Raw genomic sequence first — 19,562 nt, forward strand, 5'->3', positions numbered from 1 at the left:
CTTGGTAGCATTCCGTCACGGCGGATTCGCTCCAGAGAATTGGCTTCGACAACCGAATTCTACTGGGCAACAGCGAATCCGCCGTGCCTTCTCAGCAGCCTACTCGTGACGGATCCGGGCTAGCGTCGGCGCCTGGTCCCGATCGCCTGCGGCGCGCCGAGTTGGTCGAGCACTTCGCGCAGTTCATCCGGCAGCGGCGCGCTCAGCAGCAGCTTGGGGAATTCGCCTGCAGCCGGCAGGCTCAGCAGATGCGCGTGCAGGAACATGCGCCGGAGACCCATTTCACGCAATGCGCGGTTGTGCTCGCGCTCGCCGTACTTGTCGTCGCCGGCCACCGGGTGGCCCAGGGCCGCGGCATGCACCCGGATCTGGTGGGTGCGTCCGGAGTAGATCTGGACCTCGCAAAGCGTCGCCGTGGCGTAACGCGCGCGGGGCGAGAAGCGCGACCTCGACGGCTTGCCGTCGTCCTCGTCGACGCGCACGCGGCGCTCGCCGCCAGCGATGGCATTGCGTACCAGCGCCGCGTCCACGTCCCGGTCCTCGCCCTTCCAGCGTCCGACCAGCAGCGCGAAATAGCGCTTGTCGGCCTCGCCGTGCTTGAACGCGCGCTGCGCACGCAGCAGCGCCGCACGCGACTTGGCCAGCAGCAGCACGCCGCTGGTGTCACGGTCGAGGCGGTGACACAGCTCCAGGAACGCGTGTTGCCCCCAGGCGCGAGCCGCCTCGATCACGCCGAACCTCACTCCGCTACCGGCATGGGCGGCGAGGCCGGCCGGCTTGCTGATGGCGAGATAATGCTCGTCCTCATGGACGATGGCCGCGCGCAGCTTGTCGAGCACCGCATCCGGCGGGCGAACCGCCTCGCCACGCTCCGCGGCCCGCACCGGCGGGATGCGGACTTCCTCGCCCTTGACCAGCTTGCGTTCAGGTTTGGCGCGCCCACCGTCGACCCGCACCTGGCCGGAACGCAGCAGGCGGTAGACGTGCGATTTGGGGACGCCCGCGAGCTGACGAATCAGGAAGTTATCGATGCGCTGCCCATCTTCGCGGGCGCCGACGACGATCTTGCGGACTTGGGGGCGATTCTGTGTCAAACTATGACGATCCGTCAGTACGGGTGGGAAAACTGATGCAAATCAGACCATTCCCGCATCAACGCTAACGGAAATCGAGAAGGCGTCGAAGCGCCCGGCATTGTATCAGCCCGCCCGCCGCCGAACAGTCCGAGACCGCATGCGCGTTGCCGCGCCTGCCGTCGCAAGCTTGTCGCTCCACATCACCTTACGCGCGTACGCGCCTCACCCGGGGACCGAACCATGACTCGCCATATGGCTGAGATTCGGACGCACGGCCCGGAAAGGCGCCGCCGTATCGACCAGGATCTCATGCATGAAACGCATCCTCATCAACGCCACGCAGCGCGAGGAGCTGCGAGTGGCCATCGTCGATGGACAGAAGCTGATCGACCTTGACATCGAAACCGCCGCCCGGGAACAGAAGAAAGGGAACATCTACAAAGGACGCATCACCCGCGTCGAACCCTCGCTCGAAGCCTGCTTCGTCGACTATGGCGGCGAGCGTCATGGCTTTCTCCCGGTCAAGGAAATCGCCCGCAATTACTTCAAGGACGGCAAATCCGGCAACCTGCGTGAACAATTACACGAAGGCCAGGAGCTCATCGTCCAGGTCGAGAAGGAAGAGCGCGGCAACAAGGGCGCGGCGTTGACGACCTACGTCTCCCTCGCCGGCCGTTACCTGGTGCTGATGCCGAACAATCCCAAGGCCGGCGGCATCTCGCGCCGCGCCGAGGGCGACGAGCGCGAAGAAGCCAAGGAGGCGCTCGAAAAGCTGCAACTGCCCGACGGCATGGGCGTGATCATCCGCTCCAACGGCGTCGGTCGCTCGGTCGAGGAGCTGCAGTGGGACGCCGATTATCTCAAGGACATCTGGAACGCGATCGAGAAGGCCGCCGCCGAACGCAAGGGTCCGTTCCTGATCTATCAGGAGAACAACATCATCCTGCGCGCGCTGCGCGATTACCTGCGCCCGGACATCGGCGAGGTGATGATCGACAACGAACACATCTACGAGCAGGCGCGCACGCATCTCGAACACGTGATGCCGCATCAACTGCCGCGGCTGAAGTTCTACAAGGACGAGATGCCGCTGTTCTCGCGCTTCCAGATCGAATCGCAGATCGAACTCGCGCACGAGCGCACGATCCGCCTGCCATCGGGCGGCTCGATCGTCATCGACAGCACCGAGGCGCTGACCGCGATCGACATCAACTCGGCCAAGGCCACCGGCGGCGCCAGCATCGAGGACACCGCGCTCAACACCAATCTCGAAGCGGCCGACGAGATCGCACGCCAGCTCCGCCTGCGCGACCTCGGCGGCCTGATCGTGATCGATTTCATCGACATGAACTCGCCGAAGAACCAGCGCGAAGTGGAAAAGCGCCTGGAAACGGCGGTCGAAGTCGATCGTGCGCGCATCCAGCTCGGCCGCATCTCACGCTTCGGCTTGCTCGAACTGTCGCGCCAGCGTCTGCGGCCGACGCTCGCCGAACACACGCAGATCCCCTGCCCGCGCTGCTCCGGCCGCGGCCAGATCCGCTCGGTGGAGAGTCTGTCGCTGTCGATCCTGCGCCTGATCGAAGAAGAAGCGATGAAAGAACGCACCGGCCGGGTGATCGCACAGGTTCCGGTCGACGTCGGCACCTTCCTGCTCAACGAAAAGCGCCTGGCGGTGCGTGAGATCGAGGCCCGCTGCCGCGCACACATCACCATCGTCCCCAACCCGACGATGCACACGCCGAACTACGAGATCCGGCGCGTGCGCGCCGACCATCTGCAGCAAGACGACAACAGCGCCATCAGTTACACCCTGGCGCAGAACTTCGACGCCGCCGCGCATGAAGAACTAATCAGGCCCCAGACGGTGACCCGCACGAGTCCCGAGGCCGCGGTCAAGCAGATCCTGCCATCGAGCCCCGCGCCGATCGTGATTCGCGAGGTCGCGGCACCGATGACTGCGGTGGCATCGAGCGGTGGCTTCTGGACGCGGCTTTTGAGCTGGCTCGGCTTCGGCGCCCGACCGGTCGCGACACGAGCGCAGACCGCGCAGAAGACGCCCGCGCACGAGCAGCGCGCGGGCAGTGCGCGACGCGACGAGCGCCGCGACGGCGCACGCGGCGAGAAACGTCGCGGCAACGATCGCCGTGGCCGCCCGCCGCAGCGTGACACCAGTGCAGCCGACAAGCCGCGCAGCGCGCGGCCGCTGCCGCCGAGCCAAGCCGCGCCGGGCGCGCGCGCGCCCGCGGCTTCCGCCACGCCGAGCACCGCCGTTCCCAGCCGGCGCGACGAGCCGACGGCGCGTCCCCCGCACGCGCGTGCGGAGGACACCGTCGGCACTGCCCCAGCGGCGTCTGCGGCGGCCGCGAGCACGGTGATCAGCGACGTCGCCGCGAGCGGCGAGGCGGGCACGGCAGCGCCGGCGCAGCGCAGCGGACGCGCGCGCCGCCGCCGCGGCGGGCGTGGACGCGGTCGCCGTGATCGCGAAGCCGCAGGGGTCAACGGCGCGACCGGCAGCGCGCCGTCCGGCGCGGTGGATGAGGCCGCCGACGAGATGACCGATGACGCGCCGGCGCGCGACGAGCAGGAGCAGGCGCTGGCACTGACTGCGGCACCGCACGCCCCGACTACGGCGACGCAGACGGCGTCACTCGCCGTCATCAACGCCGAACCGACGAGCCGCGACGCAAACGCTGCACCGGATGCTTTCGCGCCGACACCGCCGTCAACGCCGATCACGGCAGCAGCCGACGGCGAGCATGCCCCTGCCGCCGACGGCCTGCTCGGCATCACGGTGCGCGACCAAACGGCAAGCCAGGAACAGGCGACGGGCAGCGACGAAGCCGCGGCGACGCGCGGACCGGCACCGCCGGCAGCGCAATCCGCGGCCCTCGGTGACGGCGCCGCCCCCGAGGCCGCGCCGGCGCCGGCAAAGGACGCAGCGCCGGAACCGCTCGACCAGACCCCGATCGATGCGGACCGCGCCCAGGACGGCGCGAACGCCACCGAGCCGCTCGCGAGCGAGCGCGCAACGACGGCCGGCGGGCCGCAGTTTCGGGCCACGGCACCCGCGGCCGACTATCTGAAGTACTTCGAGCAGGCTGTCCGCAACGCGCACAGCGAGCACGATGACGCCGGCAAGTCCGGCTGAAGCGAGATGCGGATCAGGCGCCGCGCTGCGTCAGCAGCGCGGCCACTGCGAGCAAATCATCCGCGGTGTCGACACCTCGTGGCGGCGGTGATTCGACGACGCCAAGCTTGATGCGAAAGCCGTGGGTCAGCGCGCGCAACTGTTCGAGCGCCTCGCAGCTTTCGAGCGGCGCCGCCGGAAGCTCGCTGAACTCGCCCAGCGCGGCGACGCGATAGGCATACAGACCGATGTGTCGATACGCAAGCCCGGCCGGCATCGCCGGCGCCTGGTCGCGCGGCCACGGGATCGGCGCGCGAGAGAAGTACAGCGCGTAACCGCGCCGGTCCATCACCACCTTGACGACGTTGGGGTTGTGCCATTCGTCCTGGCGATGAATCGGATGGCACAGCGTGGCGATGTGCGCCTCAGCGTCGTCGGCGAGCAGGGCTGAGGCACGGCGCACCAGTGCCGGCGGCATCAGCGGCTCGTCACCCTGCAGGTTGACGACGATGGTGTCGGCGCTCCAGCCGCGGCGGCGCGCGATCTCGTTGGCGCGATCGGTGCCGGACTGATGCTGCGCCGAGGTCATCTGCACGTCGGCGCCGAAGCCCGCACAAATCTCGACCACCTCCTGGCTGTCGGTGGCGATCACGACCTCGCTGGCGCCGGCGCGACGCGCGGCCTCCCAGACGTGACGGATCACCGGTTTGCCGGCGATGTCGAGCAGCACCTTGCGCGGCAGCCGCGTCGAGCCCAGTCGTGCGGGGATCACGACCTTGAAGGCAAGTCCCGCCGTGGTGTCGCTCACCGCCCGAGCTCTTCGTCCGTCAGCGTGCGCGCCTCCTCTTCCAGCATCACCGGGATGCCGTCGCGCACCGGATAGGCCAGGCGCGAAGCGCGGCACCACAACTCGTTGCGCTCCGGGTGCCACTCCAGCGGTGCCTTGGTCACCGGGCACACGAGTATGTCGAGCAGGCGTTTGTCCATCATCGGTCCGTCCTCAGGCGTTCGACGGATTCTCGCACGCGACGCTCGTCGGCGGCGTCGAAGTGCGCCGACACTGGCAGCACCCACCAGTCAGCCCCAAAGAAGCCCGCACACTTGACTGCGTCCTTCTCGGTCATCATCAGCGGCAGCGTATCCGCGAATGCCAGATCCTGTGGCCGGAAACGGTGGTGATCGGCGAAGGCGTGCTCGATCACCTCGATGCCGGCGGCACGCAGGGTCTCGAAGAAGCGTTGCGGATGACCGATACCGGCGACCGCGTGCACACGCCGGCCGGCGAAGGCGCTCAACGCCCGCCGCTCGCCGCTACCGCTGACGGCCTCGCCGGCGAGCAGACGCATGCGCAGCGGCCGCAGCGAAACATCGCTCCAGCCCTCGCCGTTGACGACGACGAGATCGAGCTCGCGCAGCCGCGCCGGGGGTTCGCGCAGCGGGCCGGCGGGCAGCAATGCGCCGTTGCCGAGACCACGGCGAGCGTCAACGACGCCGATCTCCAGGTCGCGCGCCAAACGGTAGTGCTGAAGGCCGTCGTCGCTGACGATGACGTCGACCTCGCCGGCGCGCAGCAGCTGGCGCGCCGCCGCGACACGATCGGGATCGACGACCACTGGCACGCCACCGCGGCGCGCGATCAAGAGCGGCTCGTCGCCGCAGGCGCGCGGATCGCCGTCGGCGCGCACCAGATACGGTCGCTGCGGCGGCTTTCCGCCGTAGCCGCGGCTGACCACGCCCGGACGCCAGCCCCAGGCACGCAGACGCTCGACCAACCAGATCACCAGCGGTGTCTTGCCGGTGCCGCCCACGGCGATGTTGCCGACCACGATGACTGGCACCCCGAGACGTTGCGCACGCGCCTGCAAGCGCAGGCGCCGCTGCGCGGCGATGCGCCCGTAAAGGCTGGCCAGTGGGCGCAGCAGCAGCGGCGCGGGCGCGTCGGCGTACCAGCGCGCGACGAGCCAAGAGTTCATGGCGCGGCGTCGGTCTCGAACTGCATGCGGTGCAGGGCCGCATACAGACCGCCGCGCGCCAGCAGGTCTGCGTGCGTACCCGTCTCGATGATGCGGCCGTCCTGCATCGCGACGATCAGATCGGCGTTTTGAATCGTCGACAACCGGTGCGCGATGGTCAGCGTCGTGCGCCCACCGACCAGCGCTTCGAGCGCCGACTGGATCAGGCGCTCGGACTCGGTGTCGAGTGCCGAAGTGGCCTCGTCGAGAATCAGGATCGGTGCATCCTTGAGCAGCGCGCGTGCGATCGCCAGCCGCTGACGCTGGCCGCCGGAGAGGGTCGCGCCATTCTGACCCAAGGGCGTGTGCAGACCCTGCGGCAGCTTCTCGATGAATTCCCAGGCGTGCGCACGCCTGGCGGCATCGATGATCTGCGCCTCGTCGGGCTGCGGATCGAGGCCGTAGGCGATGTTTTCGGCCACCGTCGCGCTGAACAAGCGCACCTGCTGATCGACCAGGGCGATCTGCCGGCGCAGGTCGTGCAGCCGGTACTCACGCAGGTCCACGCCGTCGAGGCGGATCGCGCCGGCATCGACATCGTAGAAGCGCGGTAGCAGCGACAGCAGCGTGCTCTTGCCGCTGCCCGACTTGCCGACGAAGGCGACCGACTGTCCCGGCTCGATGCGCAGATTGATGTCGTGCAGCGCATCGCCGAGCTCGTCGCGATAACGGAAGCGCACGTGCTCGAACTCGATCGCACCACGTGCGCGCCGCAGGGGACGGCTGCCCTCGGCCACCTCTGCGGGCTGATCGAGCGTCGCGAAGATCTCCGTCGCCGCGGCGATGCCGCGCTGCAGGCGCTCGTTGACCGTGCCCATGTTCTTCATCGGCTGCATCAAGGACATCATCGCCAGCATGAACGCGGCGAACGTACCGGCGGTCATGTCCTCGATCATGCCCGGCTGCGTCGCGAAGAACACGATCGCGGCGACCGCCCAGGCGGCGATGAACTGGATCAGCGCCGCACTGCCGGCCTTGGTCGCGACGATCTTCATCGACAGCTTGCGGTTGTGTTCGTTGATCGCATCGAAGTGTCGCGACTCGAAGTCCTGCCCGTTGTAGACCTTGACCACGCGCTGTCCGCTCACTGCCTCGTCGACCGCTTCGGTGACATCGCCGACGCTGTCCTGGATACGCACACTGATCTTGCGAAAGCGCACGCTGACGTAGCGGATGATCAAGGCGATGAACGGTACGACGACGAAGGCGAACAGCGTCAGCTTCCAGTTCAGCCACGCCATCAGACCGATGTAGAACACGATCGTCAGCGTATCCTTGAGCACGCCGGTGAGCACTGTGCTCGCGGCATCGGCAACCTGCTCGACGTGATAGGTCAGGCGCGCAATCAACTGGCTGGAGCCCACGCTGTCATAGAAGCGCGCCGGCAGCACCAGCAGCTTGTCGAACAACTGACCGCGCAGATCCTTGACGACGCGGCGCGCGACCCAGGACATGCCATAGGTGGCGGCGAAGGAGCTGATCCCGCGCAGCAAGAACAGACCGACGATCAGCAGCGGCAGGGTGCGGATGTACGCCGCGTTCTGTTCGACGAAGGCTTTGTCGAGCAATGGCTTGACCAGCGCCGCGAATCCGGCATCCGCAGCAGCGAAGGCAGCGGTCGCCAGCGATGCGAGCAGCATCACGCGCCAGTGCGGCAACGAGTAGCCGAGCAGGCGTCGATAGGTCGGCCAGGGCTTGCGGGCAGCTTGGGCGGCGGTGCTCATGCCGGAGTCGTGTAAGGTTCGGCGTATGCTACCAACTCGCCCGCCTTACTCCTTCAGCCGTCATGAGCAAGACCCTGTTCGAGAAAATCATCGACCGCGAGATCCCCGGCGACATCGTCCACGAGGACGCACACTGCGTCGCCTTCCGCGACATCAACCCCGGTGCGCCGATGCACATCCTGCTGGTGCCGCGCAAGCCGATCCCGCGACTGTGCGATGCGCGCGCCGATGACCAGGCTCTGCTCGGCCATCTGATGCTGACCGCGGCCAAGATCGCCGCCGACCAGGGCCACGGCGAGGCCTTTCGCCTGGTCGTCAACAATGGCGCCGGCGCCGGCCAGTCGGTGTTCCACCTGCACCTGCACCTGCTCGGCGGCCGTCCCCTCAAATGGCCCCCGGGGTGAGCCGGGTCTGTCGTGAAACGATGCGTCACGCGGCGAACCACCGGCGCGCGCGCAGGACCGGCAAGGCCGCGCTCGACACGGCCGCTCGTTCACACCCAATTCAGCCCCCTACCTTAGGCTGTGTCCGTCCGGCCACCGTCCGCGCCGGAGTCACGCACTCAAGAAGGGGTAAAACGATGAACAAGCTGTCTTGCATGCTCACCGCCGCCGCGCTCGTCACGGCGTTGCCGGCATCGGCGCAGACTAAGGCCGACGTCAAGGCCGAGGCCTCGGTCGGCGTCGCCGTGGATGCCCAAAGCGCGACGCACAGCGTCGAAGGCGCCGCAGCCGCGACCGCAGACTCGGCCAAGGCGGCCGGACAGGCGACGGCGAACGCCGCCCGCGAGCTCGGCAGCCAAGCCCAGTCCAAAGCGCAAGCCGGAACCGGGGCGGGCGCCGATGCGGCGGTGAAAGCCAAGCAGGCCACGGTCGAAGGCGCGGCCGAGGCCCAGGCTCAGACCCAGGCCAAGACCCGCGCGGGCCTCGCTGCGGCCAAGGACGCGACGGTCGGCGGCGGCAAGGCCGTCGGCGGCGCGATCAAGTCCGGCGTACAAACCGGGGTCGGCGTAGTGGGCGGTGTACTCGGCACGGCAGGATCCGTCGACGCCAGCGTGAACGCCGACGTGCAGGGGCAGGTCCACGCCGAGTGAGGATCGGCACACCGCCAGAGCATGTAACGCCCGCGCGCCGATCGCGCGGGCGCTTCATGGCTCAGTCGTCGAGGGCGGCGAAACGCCGGCGCAGATCCTCGATGCGCGCCCGATTCACGCCGAAATCGCGATAGCCAAAGCGCGAGATCGAACGCACCTGGATTTCACCGCCGGCATCGATCAGCAGTTCCAAGTCGTCACGAAAGCGCATCCGCGGGGTAACGAACAGCACGTGCAGATAGTTGGGACCCACCTGCTGGATCCGACTGCCGGTCATGGCGTTTATCGCGGCGAGGAGCCGCTCGCGTGCCGAGGCCGGATCGCCGCGATAGTGCAAGGGTTCGACACGCTGCCGCGGGTCGCTCGCGACCGAGGACACGCAGCTCGGGCGCGGTGGGCAACCGGCGAATACGCCGCTCTCACGATACAGGTGTCCCGGCGTGCGCCAGCTCGCATACAACGCGATCGCGATCACCGCGGCGAGGAGAAACAGCGACAACCGGACGAACAAGCGCATGCGCAAGACCCTCGGTACCGTCCCCGTACCCAAGGATAGTCACGTCGACCGCGCCGCGGATACCACCCGCGGCCCTACCGGTCGGCCGCGTTGCGCAACGGGTATAGTTGTGCCGCACTCGCGCTCGACTTGCGCGTCCAGGCCCCGGCCGCGGGCGTATGCAGGGCAGGATGCGGCGGCGGGCGAAAACGGCGATACGCCGTTGCCGCACCGGCCCGCTTCGATCGGAATGCGATGAAGTTCAGGAGAACCAACCATGTCTGTGTGGATGCGTAGAGCCGCCTTGCTCGGCGCCCTGCTCGCCCCCTTGTGGGCCACAGCTCAGGACGAGGCCAAGGCGAGCGAAGACCAAGCGACGGCAGAGGAAGAATCCAAGCCGGACGGCTCCAAGGCGTCGGACTCTGCGGATCGTGACGACGACGAAGCGTCGGTGACCTATAGCGGCATCGGCCTGTCGCGCGTGAGCACCGATTTCGACAACCTCAAGGAGGCGGTCAACCTGGAGGGCGTGCTGGGCATCCGCGTCCCCAACCTCGATTGGATCGCTGCCGAAATCAATCTGTCGGTCAGCATCATTCCCGGCGAGAATCGCGGCGGCACGGCCATCATCGGCGGTAGCGACGGCAATTGCATCTCCGAAAATCCCCCGCTGCCGCCCGGCTGTACGCCGGCGAGCGAAGGCCAGCAAGTGACGACCACCGGTGACGATTTCCAGATGCAGTTGATCGGGGCCTACTTGGTCCTGCGCTCGCCCGGGCGCTTTTATGCCACCGGCAAGCTCGGCTACGGCTACCAGATCACATCGATCCGCGACATCGACGAGCGCGAGCGCAGCGGCTCGGTGTATACCGTCGGCGGCGGTTGGCGCTACGGCAAGGGGCTGGGCGGCGTCGAACTGCTGTACTCGCGCTTCCTCAGCGACGTGGACGCGATCGGCTTCTCCGTGACTTACGGTTTCGGCGGACGTCGCGACCGCGATCGAGACTGACTGCTTGCGTCGGGCTAAGCCGCGATCGCCGCGCGCGCGATCAAGGCGTCGAACGGCGCATGCGCCGGCAGCGTGCCGTAGTTCAGGCCGTGCTCGCCGCCGAGCCGCGTCGACGCGTACAGCTCGGCGCCGGGCACGCCGGCACGTAGCAGCACGGAGGCTTGCAGGGCCAGCGCCATGCGCTCGACGATCATGCGGCTGCGCAACTCCAGCGTCGTGATGTCGTCGAAGGCGGACGACAGCCAGCCGATCTCGCGGTCGAGATCGGCGTGCGCCCCCTTGGCGGCGAACAGCTCGGCGAAGTAGGCCTCGCGCGTCTGCGGCTCCTTGCTCAGCGCGCGCAACACGTCCAGGCATTGGATGTTGCCGCTGCCTTCCCAGATCGAGTTCAGCGGTGCCTGCCGGTACAGCCGCGGCAGATTGCTCTCCTCGACGTAGCCGGCGCCGCCGAGACACTCCTGCGCCTCGTTGACGAAAGATGGGCAGCGCTTGCAGATCCAGTACTTGCCGATCGCGGTGGCAAGGCGCGCGAACGCGGCTTCTCCGGCGTCGCGCGCCGCAGCGTCGACGGCGCGCGCCACGCGCAGCGTCAGCGCGGTGCTGGCCTCGGATTCGAGCGCCAGATCGGCGAGCACGTTCTTCATCAGCGCGTGCTCGACGAGCCGCTTGCCGAAGGCCTTACGATGCTGCGCGTGGTGGATCGCCTGTACCAGCGCCTGACGCATCAGCGCGCTCGAACCGATCATGCAATCGAGCCGCGTCAGCGCGACCATCTGCAGGATGGTCGCCACACCGCGCCCTTCCTGGCCGACGAGGGCGGCCCAGGCGCCGTGGAACTCGACCTCGCTCGACGCATTGCTCCAATCGCCGAGCTTGTCCTTGAGGCGCTGGATGCGGATCGCATTGCGCGAACCATCGTCGAGCACCTTGGGCATCAGAAAGCAGCCGAGGCCGGCGTCGGTGTAGGCCAGCACCAACCAGGCGTCACACATCGGCGCCGAGAAGAACCACTTGTGGCCGACGATGCGGTAGCTGCCGTCGGCTTGACGCTCGGCACGCGTGCTGTTGGCGCGCACGTCCGAGCCGCCCTGCTTCTCGGTCATGCCCATGCCGATCGTGCAGGCGGTTTTGTCGGCCATCGGCAGCACGCGCGGATCGTACTCGGTGGCGGTGAGCTTGGGCAGCCAGCGTGCGGCGAGCGCGGCGCTGTGGCGCAGCGTCGGTACCGCCGAGTGGGTCATGGTCAGCGGACAACCGGTACCGGCCTCGGCCTGAGCGTGCATGTAGGACAGCGCCGCACGCGCGACATGCGCACCGGGCTGGTTCTCGTTGCGCCACGCGAAGGCGTGCACGCCGTAGAGCATGCCGAGCTGCATCACGCGGTGATAGGCCGGGTGAAACTCCACTTCGTCGATGCGATGCCCATAGCGGTCGAAGGCGCGCAGCTTGGGCTTGTTCTCGTTGGCGAGAACGCCCTGGCGCATCAGCTCGCCGCCGGCGACGGCGCCGAAGGCATCCAGGTGCACCTCGGCCCAGCCGCCGCCTTCGCGGGCAACGCCCTCGCGCAGCACCGTGTCCGTGCGCCAGGCGTTGTAGTCGGCCAGCGGCGGCGCCTGATTCTCGACCTCGTGGGTGAAGAAACGGCGATCGGGATTCATGACGCGGGTCCTCCGCTGCGACGAGCCACTTATCTTCACACAGGCCGCGGCGTCGGCGGACTGCGATCGGCACGCATCAGCAACCCCGGCAGGAACAGCAGATCGAACACCAGCGCGATGCCGATGACCATCGCCGTCATCAGGCCCATGGTCGCGTTCACCGCGAAATCGGATTGCGCCAGGATCAAAAATCCCAGCGCCAGCGCCACCGTGGTCACCAGCAACGCGGCGCCGACCGTCGAGAATGCGTAGCGGATCGCCTCGGCCGTGTCCTGCTGGCGCTGACGGCGCGCGTACAGGTATTTGCTGAAGAAATGGATGGTGTTGTCGACGACGATGCCGAGCGTGATCGAGAACACACCGGCGGCGGCGAGATTCACGTGGCCGTCGACGATGCCCCAGACGCCGAAGGCGATGGCGGCCGGAAACGCGTTCGGCAACAGCGACAGCAGGCCGAACTTCACCGAGCGCAGCGCGATGATCAGCGTCAGCGCGATCAGCACGATGGCGATCATCGAGCCCTGCAGCATGCTGTAGATGTTGTTCTGGCCGATGTGCGCGAACATCAGGCTCACGCTCGAACCCTGCGCCTGGAATTCCGGCGCGTTCTGCGCAAGCCATTCGGCAGCGCGCTGCTCGAAGGCGATCAGCCCCTTTGAGGCGACGTTGTTGACGCTGACCGAGACGCGCGTCGCCGACTTGTCGAAGGTGATCGCATCGTTGAGATCCAGCCCCTGCGGCAGCGACAGCTCGTAGAGCAGGATGTACTGCGCGATCAGCTCGCGGTCGTCGGGAATCCGGTAGTACGCCGGATCGTCGCCGTGCATGTTGCGATTCAGGCGCTTGACCACGTCGGTGAAGCTGGCGACGTGCGTGACCTCGGGCTGCTGTTCGAGCCACTGCTTGAACGCCTCGACCTTGCGCAAGTACGCCGGCTCGTTGATGCCCGACGGTCCGCCCGCATCGAGGGAGTAGGCCACGGAGTCGACGCCGGTCAGATTGTCCTGCACGAAGTCGAAGGCGGTGCGGATCTCCAGCGGCGGCTTGAAATAGGCCACGGTGTCGTCGTTGAGCTCGTTGCGCGGAATGAAGGCAATCAGCAGCAGCGCCAGCGCGCTGGTGCCGAAGAAGAACAGGCCGTGGCGCGCGAGGATGCGGTCGGCCAGTCCCGCCAGATGCAATTGCTGGAGACGCGTCTGCGTGCCGACGCGCACCGGCAGCCACAGCATCAGCGCCGGTAACAGTACCAGCGCGAAGCACATCGCTGCGAAGACACCAAAGCCGACCACGGTGCCGAGCTCGCGAAACGGCGGCGAGTCGCTGCTGTTGAGCGAGAAAAAGCCGATCGCCGTCGTCAGGCTGGTCAGAAACACCGGCACGACGTTGATCTCCAGCGCGTGGCGCATCGCATCGAGCTTGGCCATGCCGCGTCGCAGATCGTTGAGGTAGTGCACGAGGATGTGCACGCAGTCGGACACCGCCAAAGTCAGGATGATCACCGGCGCCGACACGTTGATTTGGTTGATCTGATAACCCAGCCAGCCGAGCACGCCGACGGTGGCGATGATGCTGGCGACGATCACCAGGCTGGTGACGACCACGGCCCCGAGCGAGCGCAGGAACAGCGCCAGCAGCGCGACGACGACGACGAACATCACCGGCACCAGCGTGGCGGCGTCGGCTTCGGCGAGTTCGTTGAAGGCGTGATTGACGACCACCTGCCCCATCAGATGGATGTCCAGATGCGGGTAGCGCGCCTCGAAGTCATCGCGCATCGCACGCGCGGCTTGCATCACCTCGCGATTGACTTCACTGGTCTCGCGGCTGTCGCCCGGCATCTCCAGGCGCACGTTGACCGAGGCCACATGCGCCCGGCGCGACAGCAGCGCGCCGGCCAGCGCCGGCTCGGCGAGTGCGATCTCGCGCAGGCGTGCGATGTCATCGTCGCTCAGACCATCGGGGTCGGGGACCAGATCATTGACCAGCAGATCGTCGCCTTCGGCGACCGCGTACTGAAAGTTGGTGATCGAATCGACGCGGATCGAGCGCGGCAGCGTCCAGCCGGCCTCGGTCAGCTCGCGCAGCGCCCGAAGGGTCTTGCGCGTGAAGATCTCTCCGTCATTCGGCGCGACGATGAAGGCGACGTTGTCGGCCTTGGTATACGAGGCCTCGATCTGGTCGTTGGCGACCAGGTACGGATCGTCGTCCGAGAAAAAGATGCGATAACTGCCCTCGAACCACAGATCGCGCGCACCGGCGGCCAGCACCAGCAGCGACAGCAGACCGACTACGAAAAGACCGAGCCGATACCGCACGAGTGCGGCGGCGATACGCGCTTCCATGAACGGGCTCTCCCATCGAGGTATTGCATACTAGCCGGTATGCGAACACCGCGCTCAGAATCGATCGCGAAGGCGTCTTGCGCCGCGGCAGTCCAATACACGCATGGACGATGAGATCGAGCGGTCACTTCCGGAGATTGCGATCGGAACCGTTCATGCCGATGCGGTCCTGCTCACCGCTGCTGCCGTTGCCAGGACGGCGGCGCGTCGTCGGACTCGCGCGCGCATCACGCGCCTTGCGCCGGGTCCCACCGATGCGCCAGCAGCCGCACGAGTACGGCGGTCATCGTGAAACGGCTGCGCGCGTGACCCGGGATTCAGGCGGTCAGGCCGCCATCGACGACGAGATCCGCGCCGGTGACGTAGCTGGCCTCGTCGGAGGCGAGGAACAGCACGGCGGCGGCGATCTCCGCCGGCTGGGCGAAGCGGCCGAGCGGAATGCGCGCCAGCGTGCGCGCGACGAAGACCTGTGCGTCCTCTGGCGCCATGCCGGCCAGCGCGCCGGCGACCATCTCGGTCTCGGCAAAGCCGGGGCAGACACTGTTGATGCGGATGCCGTAGCCGGCACGCGCGCAGTGGATGGCCGCGGACTTGGTGAAGATGCGCACGCCACCCTTGCTGGCGTTGTAGGCCGGGATCAGCGGCTCACCGATCAGCCCCTCGATCGAGGCGATGTTGACGATCGAACCGCCCCGACCCTTCATGCGCGCGATCGCCGCCTGGGTGCCGTACATGACGCCGGACAGGTTGACGTCGAGCGTGCGCTGCCATTCCTGCGGTGTCAGCGCCTCGACATCCATGATGGCGGCCACGCCGGCATTGTTGACCAGCACGTCCAGCGCGCCGAAGGTCTGCTGCGCGAGATCGAGCACGCGCGACCAGTCCTCGCTGCACGTCACGTCGTGCCTGGCAAAGGCGGCACGCGCGCCGCTGCGGTCCAGGTCGCGAGCTGCGGCCGTTCCGGCGTCGGCATCGATATCCGTCAGCAGCACGCGCGCCCCTTCGGCGTACAGCCGTTGCGCCGCGGCCAGCCCCAGACCGCGCGCAGCACCCGTGACCACACAGACCTTGCCGGCGACACGGTTCATTGGAGCGATGTGGCCAGCTCCCGCCCCAGCGCCTCGAGCACCGGCTGCGCCGCCGGGATGGCACCGTCCATGCACACGAAGCCATGGATCTGATCGGGCAGCGAGGTGAACTTCACCTCGACTCCGGCGCGGCGTAGCTTGTCGGCATAGGCCACGCCATCGTCGTGCAGCGGATCGAAACCACAGACCAGGATGCTGGCCGGGGGGAGCCCGGCGTGCGAGGCGGCGAGTATCGGCGCGAGTCGCCAATCCTGCAAAGCCGCGGTGTTGTCGCCGAGGTAGTGGCCGACGAAGTACTGCATCAGCGTCGCCGTCAGGAAGTAGCCGTCGGCGTTGCGCCGCAGGCTCTCGGTTTCGGCGAGCTGCACCACCGGATAGATCAGCAACTGGTGGCGCAGGCTCGGCGCGCCGGCGTCGCGCGCCATCAAGGCGACGACCGCGGCGAGATTGCCACCGGCGGAGTCACCGGCCACGGCGAGCCGCTCTGCGTCGATCATCAGTTCGCCGGCGTGCGCGGCAACCCAGCGCGTCGCCGCCCAGCAGTCCTCGACCGCTGCCGGAAAGCGCGCCTCGGGCGCCAGGCGGTAGTCCACGGCGATCACCGCGCAGCGCGCCGCGTTGGCGAGGATGCGGCACAGGTTGTCGTACAAGGTGAGATCGCCGATCACGAAGCCGCCGCCGTGGAAATACAGGCACGCCGGTAGCCGCTGGTCGGCACGACTGCCGAGCGGACGATAGATGCGCAGCGGAATCGGTCCCGCCGGGCCTTCGGCCGCGACATCGGCGGTCGAGGCCACATCGGGCTTTGGCCCTTGCAACATCAGAAAGCCGGCCTGGGCCGCCGCGCGGGCCTGCACCGGCGCAAGCTGGTCGAGCGTCGGCGCACCGGACGCGGCCATCTGGTCGAGCACCTTTCGGGCGTGAGGATCAAGAGCGGTCATCGTCGTGTCTCCCGTCTTACAGTCATGTCATCCGTGGGTAGAAAGGTGCATCCGGGTGCCACCGATACGCGCCGGGGTCCTGCGCCATCTCGCGTCTTGGTGTCGCGCTCAGACGACGGCATAGACGTCGTAGCTGACACTCAGCCTACCGATCTCGCCGACGCCGACCCCCACGTACAGCCGGCGCGCCAGATCGGCGTAGGCCGGGTGCGCGCTGCGCAGCCGCGGCTGCATGCGCAGTTCGAGACGCTGCGGTAGATCGCCGGCGAGAAACCGTGTGTACGCGTCCGCGCCCAGGTCGCTGAGTCCCTCGTAGGCGAGATCGATCAGCGCACCGTCGTCGGTCTCGATCACGGTGCGCACGCTCAACACACCGACGCCATCCGTGCGCAGCGTGAAGAAGTCCGCGCCCTCGGCACGGAGTTTGCCCCGGATGTGCGGTCCCTTGGCCTCGCCGCCGGTCAGCCAGAAATTGACGCGAATCCCCTCGGCCACGGGCCCGATCAGCTCGGGCGGCGCCAGCGTGGCCGCGAAAGAAAACCAATGCTCGGTTTGAAGTCTGTGCATGGGGGTGGTCTCCGGTCAGACACAGAGGCACCGCAGCGCATGCGGTGCCCGCATCAACGAACGAGTCTGGTCGATCATCGCGTCAGCCTCACGCGGTCAAGCCGCCACCACGCCGCCATCGACCGACAGCTCGGCGCCGGTGACCCAGCGGGCGGCATCGCTCGCGAGGTAGATCACCGCAGCGGCGACGTCGGCGGGCTCGCCGAAGCGGCCGATCGGATGCAGTGCGAGCAAGGCGGCCTGCGCCTGCTTCCGATCGGGGGCGAGCCCGAGCCGCACCAGACCGTCCAGCAACTGCTCGCCCATCGCCGTGAGGATCAGCCCCGGATGCAGTGAGTTCACGCGCACGCCAACGCCGAGCCGCCCGCATTCGACCGCCGCCGCCTTGGTCAGCGCGCGCACCGCCCCCTTGGATGCGCCATAGGCGCTGTGCGCGATGACGCCGATCATCCCGGCCGCCGACGACAGATTCACGATCGCGCCGCCGCGACCGGCGGCACCGCCCGGCGACATCGCGCGGATCGCGTGCTTGCAACCCAGAAACGTGCCGGTGACGTTGACGTCCTGGATACGGTGAAAGTCCTCGACGGTGCACTCGGCGAGCAAGGCCCCTGATTCGACGCCAGCGTTGTTGACGAGGATATCGAGGCCGCCCAGCGCCTCGATGGTGCCGGCGATGGTCTGCTGCCACTGCGTTTCATCGGTCACGTCATGCACGAACCCGCGTGCGTCGGCACCGCTCGCGCGCAGCCACTCGACGGTCGCCCTGGCGCCGTCGTCGATGATGTCGCTGACGGCGACCTTGGCGCCGACCGCGGCCAGGGCGCGCGCGATCTCGCGACCGAGGCCACGCGCTGCGCCGGTGACCAGTGCGACCTTGCCATCGAGACGAAAAGCGGTGCGGTAATCCATCGCTGGGGTCCTCGCTGTCCACGCTCGCTGCACGCCACGGCACGCACGACCACCGCACGGCGTTCCCGCGATGCCCACGTCGAAGCCAGAGGGCGACCGGCAAGCTCACGACGGCGGCCGATCGCAGCCTAGCCGATGGTCCGCCGGCCACCACCACCCCGACGGGTAGTTCATTGCGCGCGACAAGGCGCGATGATGTGCAGCCAAGCAGTCCAGGCCGCGTGCTCGGGCCCGCGCCCGCGTGTGGCGGACGCGACCGGCGTCGCAGCGATATTCACAGAAGCGAGGAGATCGAAACATGAGGGGAGCGACATTCTTCGCCGCAGCCGCCGCCATGCTGGCGACCGGCAGTGTTGCCGCACAGGTCGATGAGACGCCGCCACGGCGCATCGAGAACATGGGGCGACCGGTGTACGTGGCGCCGCTACTCTCCTTCACCGTCGACGACAGCGCACGTCGCACCAAGGTCGGCTACGGCGGCACGCTCGCGCTCGGCACGCGCCTGCTGAGCTTTGCCGCCGTCGAGGCGCTGGCCTACTACACCAAGTTCAACGACGAGGATGACATCTTCGTCGGCGCGCGCACCGAAGCCACCGGCTACGGCGGCAATCTGCTGCTGTTCCCGCTGCCGGGGGCGATGCGCGACGTCTTCCTGCTCGCCGGCGCCGCCTACAACGACGTGCGCAATCATCCGCTCACCGTCGACGGCGTGGTCGGCCTCGCCGACTACGATTCCACGGTCTACGACCTGGGCCTGGGCTACCTCGGCGCCTTCGACCTGTTCGGCAACCCGGCGGCGCTGCGCGTCGAGGCCAAGTACCGGCTCGACGATCACGGCGAGCCGGATCTGGGCGACGGCAGCGACGATCGGTTCGGCGATGTCGTGCTCAGCGCCGGCTTCATGTTCCCGCTGTTCTACCGCCCGCCGCCGCCACCACCGGCACCGGAGCCGATCGCGGTCGTCGCGGTTGCCGATGCCGACAACGACGGCGTGCTCGACGATGTCGATCAGTGCCCCGACACAGCCTACGGCGCGAGCGTGGACGCGACCGGCTGCACACCGGCACCGGCGCCCGAGCCGGTGTGCGCGCCGGTGGGCGACAACGGTGAGGTGGATTTGTCCGGCTGCGCGGCCGGCGATGTCGTCGTGCTGCGCGGCGTGACTTTCGAGTTCGACAGCGCGCGCCTGACCGCCGATGCACAGACGATCCTCGACGGTGTCGTCGCGGCGCTGCAAGCCGCACCCGAGATCCGCGTCGAAATCGGCGGCCATACCGATGCCCGCGGCAGCGAGGCCTACAACCAGCGCCTGTCCGAACGACGCGCCGCGAGCGTGCGCGACTATCTGGTCGACCACGGCATCGACGGCGCGCGCCTGACCGCCGTGGGCTACGGCGAGACCCGCCCGGTCGCCGACAACGACAGCGAAGAGGGCCGCGAGCAGAACCGGCGCGTCGAACTCACCGTGATGTGAGGCCGGGTGGCATCAGCACGCCGAGCGGCGGGCCGCACGCCGG

17 protein-coding genes are annotated in these 19,562 nt (G+C 67.9%); 5 read left to right on the top strand and 12 right to left on the bottom strand.

From position 1 onward, the window contains the following. Positions 1 to 119: 119 nt before the first annotated feature. On the bottom strand, positions 120 to 1,094 hold the full coding sequence (locus tag ABSH63_RS13420) for an RluA family pseudouridine synthase (RefSeq protein WP_352890385.1): 975 nt from the start codon (positions 1,092 to 1,094) through the stop codon (positions 120 to 122). Positions 1,095 to 1,389: 295 nt separating this feature from the next. Here ABSH63_RS13420 and ABSH63_RS13425 point away from each other — a divergent pair, with 295 nt between their 5' ends. Further along, positions 1,390 to 4,224 carry an Rne/Rng family ribonuclease gene (locus ABSH63_RS13425; RefSeq protein WP_352890386.1) on the top strand — a complete coding sequence of 945 codons (2,835 nt, stop codon included), beginning with the start codon at positions 1,390 to 1,392 and terminating at the stop codon, positions 4,222 to 4,224. Between the two features lie 13 nt (positions 4,225 to 4,237). On the opposite strand, the gene kdsB is transcribed toward ABSH63_RS13425, so the two are convergent. From kdsB to msbA, 4 genes are read right to left on the bottom strand one after another with little or no spacing between them, the layout of a single operon-like run. Then, positions 4,238 to 5,011, bottom strand: a complete 774-nt coding sequence (gene kdsB, locus ABSH63_RS13430) for a 3-deoxy-manno-octulosonate cytidylyltransferase (protein ID WP_352890387.1) — start codon at positions 5,009 to 5,011, stop codon at positions 4,238 to 4,240. Further along, positions 5,008 to 5,193, bottom strand: coding sequence for a Trm112 family protein (locus tag ABSH63_RS13435; protein ID WP_352890388.1), 186 nt, complete (start codon positions 5,191 to 5,193; stop codon positions 5,008 to 5,010). Before ABSH63_RS13435 ends, kdsB begins: the two co-directional genes overlap by 4 nt. Then, positions 5,190 to 6,176 carry a tetraacyldisaccharide 4'-kinase gene (gene lpxK, locus ABSH63_RS13440; protein WP_352890389.1) on the bottom strand — a complete coding sequence of 329 codons (987 nt, stop codon included), beginning with the start codon at positions 6,174 to 6,176 and terminating at the stop codon, positions 5,190 to 5,192. The genes ABSH63_RS13435 and lpxK overlap by 4 nt, the downstream gene beginning before the upstream one ends. Beyond that, positions 6,173 to 7,939 (bottom strand): lipid A export permease/ATP-binding protein MsbA, encoded by a 1,767-nt coding sequence (msbA, locus tag ABSH63_RS13445; RefSeq protein WP_352890390.1) that lies wholly within the window; start codon positions 7,937 to 7,939, stop codon positions 6,173 to 6,175. Before msbA ends, lpxK begins: the two co-directional genes overlap by 4 nt. Before the next feature lie 62 nt (positions 7,940 to 8,001). On the opposite strand from msbA, the gene ABSH63_RS13450 reads away from it, so the two are divergent. Both ABSH63_RS13450 and ABSH63_RS13455 read left to right on the top strand, forming a co-directional pair. After that, positions 8,002 to 8,343 carry a histidine triad nucleotide-binding protein gene (locus ABSH63_RS13450; protein WP_352890391.1) on the top strand — a complete coding sequence of 114 codons (342 nt, stop codon included), beginning with the start codon at positions 8,002 to 8,004 and terminating at the stop codon, positions 8,341 to 8,343. Between the two features lie 194 nt (positions 8,344 to 8,537). Next, the gene (locus ABSH63_RS13455; RefSeq protein ID WP_352890392.1) at positions 8,538 to 9,032 is read left to right on the top strand and encodes a hypothetical protein; all 495 of its coding nucleotides are present in this window, start codon (positions 8,538 to 8,540) and stop codon (positions 9,030 to 9,032) included. A gap of 61 nt (positions 9,033 to 9,093) precedes the next feature. On the opposite strand, the gene ABSH63_RS13460 is transcribed toward ABSH63_RS13455, so the two are convergent. Then, positions 9,094 to 9,549 carry a DUF1499 domain-containing protein gene (locus tag ABSH63_RS13460; RefSeq protein WP_352890393.1) on the bottom strand — a complete coding sequence of 152 codons (456 nt, stop codon included), beginning with the start codon at positions 9,547 to 9,549 and terminating at the stop codon, positions 9,094 to 9,096. Between the two features lie 256 nt (positions 9,550 to 9,805). Here ABSH63_RS13460 and ABSH63_RS13465 point away from each other — a divergent pair, with 256 nt between their 5' ends. Further along, a complete protein-coding gene (locus ABSH63_RS13465; RefSeq protein ID WP_352890394.1) occupies positions 9,806 to 10,537 on the top strand; it encodes a hypothetical protein in 732 nt (243 codons plus the stop codon). Positions 10,538 to 10,551: 14 nt separating this feature from the next. Here ABSH63_RS13465 and ABSH63_RS13470 read toward each other — a convergent pair whose 3' ends face one another. The 6 genes from ABSH63_RS13470 to ABSH63_RS13495 all read right to left on the bottom strand — a co-directional run bounded on the left by ABSH63_RS13470 (position 10,552) and on the right by ABSH63_RS13495 (position 18,045). Next, positions 10,552 to 12,195 (bottom strand): isovaleryl-CoA dehydrogenase, encoded by a 1,644-nt coding sequence (locus ABSH63_RS13470; RefSeq protein ID WP_352890395.1) that lies wholly within the window; start codon positions 12,193 to 12,195, stop codon positions 10,552 to 10,554. A gap of 35 nt (positions 12,196 to 12,230) precedes the next feature. Further along, complete coding sequence (locus ABSH63_RS13475; protein WP_352890396.1) at positions 12,231 to 14,537, bottom strand: efflux RND transporter permease subunit; 2,307 nt, start codon at positions 14,535 to 14,537, stop codon at positions 12,231 to 12,233. A gap of 317 nt (positions 14,538 to 14,854) precedes the next feature. Continuing rightward, entirely contained in the window at positions 14,855 to 15,625 is a 771-nt protein-coding gene (locus tag ABSH63_RS13480; RefSeq protein WP_352890397.1) for a glucose 1-dehydrogenase, read from the bottom strand. Continuing rightward, entirely contained in the window at positions 15,622 to 16,566 is a 945-nt protein-coding gene (gene lipP1 / locus ABSH63_RS13485) for a LipP1 family hormone-sensitive lipase (RefSeq protein ID WP_352890398.1), read from the bottom strand. Before lipP1 ends, ABSH63_RS13480 begins: the two co-directional genes overlap by 4 nt. 108 nt (positions 16,567 to 16,674) lie before the next feature. Further along, on the bottom strand, positions 16,675 to 17,133 hold the full coding sequence (locus tag ABSH63_RS13490; RefSeq protein WP_352890399.1) for a DUF3237 domain-containing protein: 459 nt from the start codon (positions 17,131 to 17,133) through the stop codon (positions 16,675 to 16,677). Between the two features lie 96 nt (positions 17,134 to 17,229). Next, positions 17,230 to 18,045, bottom strand: coding sequence for a glucose 1-dehydrogenase (locus ABSH63_RS13495; protein WP_352890400.1), 816 nt, complete (start codon positions 18,043 to 18,045; stop codon positions 17,230 to 17,232). 298 nt (positions 18,046 to 18,343) lie between these two features. On the opposite strand from ABSH63_RS13495, the gene ABSH63_RS13500 reads away from it, so the two are divergent. Continuing rightward, complete coding sequence (locus tag ABSH63_RS13500; RefSeq protein WP_352890401.1) at positions 18,344 to 19,519, top strand: OmpA family protein; 1,176 nt, start codon at positions 18,344 to 18,346, stop codon at positions 19,517 to 19,519. Positions 19,520 to 19,562: the final 43 nt, after the last annotated feature.

This window comes from Sinimarinibacterium thermocellulolyticum (assembly GCF_040327995.1).
Taxonomy (GTDB): Bacteria; Pseudomonadota; Gammaproteobacteria; order Nevskiales; family Nevskiaceae; genus Solimonas; species Solimonas thermocellulolyticum.